The 2,582-nt window shown below is 63.5% G+C and carries 2 protein-coding genes; both read right to left on the bottom strand.

All coding sequences use genetic code 11. The annotated features are described in order from the left end of the window. Positions 1–97 precede the first annotated feature (97 nt). On the bottom strand, positions 98–859 hold the full coding sequence (istB, locus tag H8B02_RS46775; protein WP_229172444.1) for an IS21-like element ISFK1 family helper ATPase IstB: 762 nt from the start codon (positions 857–859) through the stop codon (positions 98–100). Between the two features lie 16 nt (positions 860–875). After that, complete coding sequence (istA, locus tag H8B02_RS46770; protein ID WP_229172443.1) at positions 876–2,411, bottom strand: IS21 family transposase; 1,536 nt, start codon at positions 2,409–2,411, stop codon at positions 876–878. Positions 2,412–2,582 lie beyond the last annotated feature (171 nt).

Genomic DNA, 2,582 nt, shown 5'->3' with positions numbered 1-2,582 from the left:
GCATATTTCACTGATGGTGAGCAGTGATTTCGCGCGATCATGAGCGCCGAATTCAGACGATCGTGAGCAGCCCGCTCCGGCCGAGGCGGTGATAGAGTCAGCGTTCTGGCTGCTCGTCAAGGGTGATGGTTTTGGCGTTGCGTTTTCGCATGCTTTCGCCGGCCAGCTGGAGGCGGTGAGCGTTATGGACGAGGCGATCGAGGACGGCGTCGGCGTAGGTTGGGTCTCCGATAACTTCGTGCCATGTGTCCACAGGGAGTTGGCTGGTTACGATGGTGGAGGCGCGGCCATGGCGGTCCTCGAGGACTTCGAGTAGATCGCGCCGCTCGGCAGCGGTGAGCACCGACAATCCCCAATCGTCCAAAATCAGAAGCTGGGCGCGGCCAAGGGTTTTGAGCAAGCGGGCATAACGTCCATCGCCCCGCGCGAGCGCCAACGCTTCGAACAATCTTGGGACGCGATGATAGAGAACCGAGCGATTATCGCGGCAGGCCTTGTGGCCGAGGGCACAGGCTAACCAACTTTTGCCCAATCCGGTCGCTCCGGTTATGAGCAAATTCTCGTGGCGATCGATCCAGTCGCCGCTGACGAGCTTGGCGAAGACGGCCCGGTCGATACCCCGCGGCGTGCGCAAATCGACGTCCTCCACGCAGGCATTCTGGCGGAGCGCGGCCAGCTTGAGGCGCGTGGTGAGCCGCCTGGTGTCGCGTTCCGCGGCTTCCCGGTCGACCAGCAGGCCGATGCGATCTTCGAACGGCAAGGCTTCGAGATCGGGTGATCGGCGCTGCTCCTCGAAGGCCTTGGCCATGCCGCTCAAGCCGAGCTCGATCAGGCGTTCGTGGGTGGGATGGTTGAGCATACAGGTCTCCTTGGCTTCAGTGGAAATAATCCCGGCCGCGGATGTTGCCGTGGCGCAGGGGTTGGGGTTCGGAGGGCTCGTCGAGAAAGGTGCGATCCAGGCCGTTCTGGAGGATGGAGCGGATCGAGGCGACGGATCGCGCCTTGATCAGAATGCCGCGCCGGCAGGCCGCGTCGACGCGCTCGGCGCTGTAGCATTTGGCCAGCGACAGAATGCCGAGGCAGGTGCGAAAGCCTTGCTCGGGGTGCGGCCGGGCCGCGATCACGGCCTGGAAGAAGGCGGCGGTCGACGGACCGATCCGCTCACCGGCGGCGATCACTCTGGCGGGCGTCCATTGGCCGTAGCGCCGATGGGCGCTGGGCATGTGGTCGGCGATGGTGGTGTGGCCCCGCCGGTTGGGCGCGCGAGCGTGGCTGGCAATCCTGCGGCCGTTGTGGAAGATCTCGACCGTCCTGTCGTCAATGCGCGCATCGACGAGCTCACGGATGAGCCGATACGGCGTGGAATACCAGTGTCCGTCGATCTCGATATGATAGTCGGGGCCGACCCGACAGCGCTTCCAGTGCGCGAAAGCGTAAGCCTGGTCGGGCAGCTTTGTGAGCTTGGGCTTGTCGAGTTCGGCGAACAGTTCGGCGCGGCTGGCGCCAAAGTCGCGCATCTGTCGGGCATTGAGTTCGACGACGAGTATTTTGATGGCTGCGTTCAGCTCCGCCAACGAAAAGAAGCGTTGGTTGCGCAGCCGCGCCAGAATCCATCGCTGGGCGACTTGCACCGCAACTTCGACCTTTGCCTTATCTTTTGGGCGCCGCGGCCGGGCTGCGAGAATGGCCGTGCCGTAATGGCTCGCCATCTCGGCATAGGTTCGGTTGAGGCCAGGATCGTGGCGGTCGGGATTGGTGACGGCGGCCTTGAGATTGTCGCAGACCACGAATGTCGGCGCGCCGCCGAGGAAGGCGAAAAGGTTGACGTGGACCCGGATCCAGTCGGCGAGCCCCTCGCTTGGGCAGGCCTCGGCGTAGGTATAGTTGGACGCGCCCATCGCCGCGACGAACAGCTTCATCGACTGCACTTCCCCACTTGAGGGGTCGATGACGTCGATGGTGTCGCCGGCGAAATCCACGAAAACCTTCTCGCCGCCCAGATGGGTCTGCCGCATCGAAGGCCGAGCACGCCCCTTCCAGGCCTCGTAGGTCGTGCAGAACCATGTGTAGCCGAAGCCATCGGGATGGCTGGCGCGATACTCGTCCCACAGCAGCCGGCGGGTCACGTTGCGACGGCGCAGCTCCTTGTCGACATAGCCCCAGTCGGGAATGGGCCGCTGGGGGCTCGCAGGCTTCGGCGCAGGGAAAAGCAGCAGCTCCAGGTCTTCGTCGGTCATTCCGGCCGGCAACGGCCAGTTCAGCCCGGCAGCCCCGGCTCGGCGCAGATAGCTGTGCACGGCGCCGTTGCTGATGCCCAGGGTGCGCGCGATGGCTCGCTCCGGCAAGCCTTGAACATGTTTTAAGCGGAGAACCTCTTTGATCCGGCGCATCGACAATCTCTGGGTGGGCATCGGCCTTCCTCGTTCACTGACGAGGCAGTTCCTAAGCCGGTTGAGTTGTCGGCCGAAGCGGGCTGAGCTGCTGAAAACTTGCTCACGATCCCGCGAAATCCGTGCTCACGATCGTCTGAAATCTCTGCTCACGATCCCCTGAAATCCGTGCTCACGATCCCGCGAAACATG

Source organism: Bradyrhizobium altum (genome assembly GCF_020889705.1).
Classification (GTDB): domain Bacteria; phylum Pseudomonadota; class Alphaproteobacteria; order Rhizobiales; family Xanthobacteraceae; genus Bradyrhizobium; species Bradyrhizobium altum.
This window is presented reverse-complemented; position numbering and strand designations above follow the sequence as displayed.

Bases quoted from the DNA above. Each gene is read 5' to 3' on its own strand.
- istA (WP_229172443.1), bottom strand. From the start codon at position 2,411: ATGCCCACCCAGAGATTGTCGATGCGCCGGATCAAAGAGGTTCTCCGC.
- istB (WP_229172444.1), bottom strand. From the start codon at position 859: ATGCTCAACCATCCCACCCACGAACGCCTGATCGAGCTCGGCTTGAGC.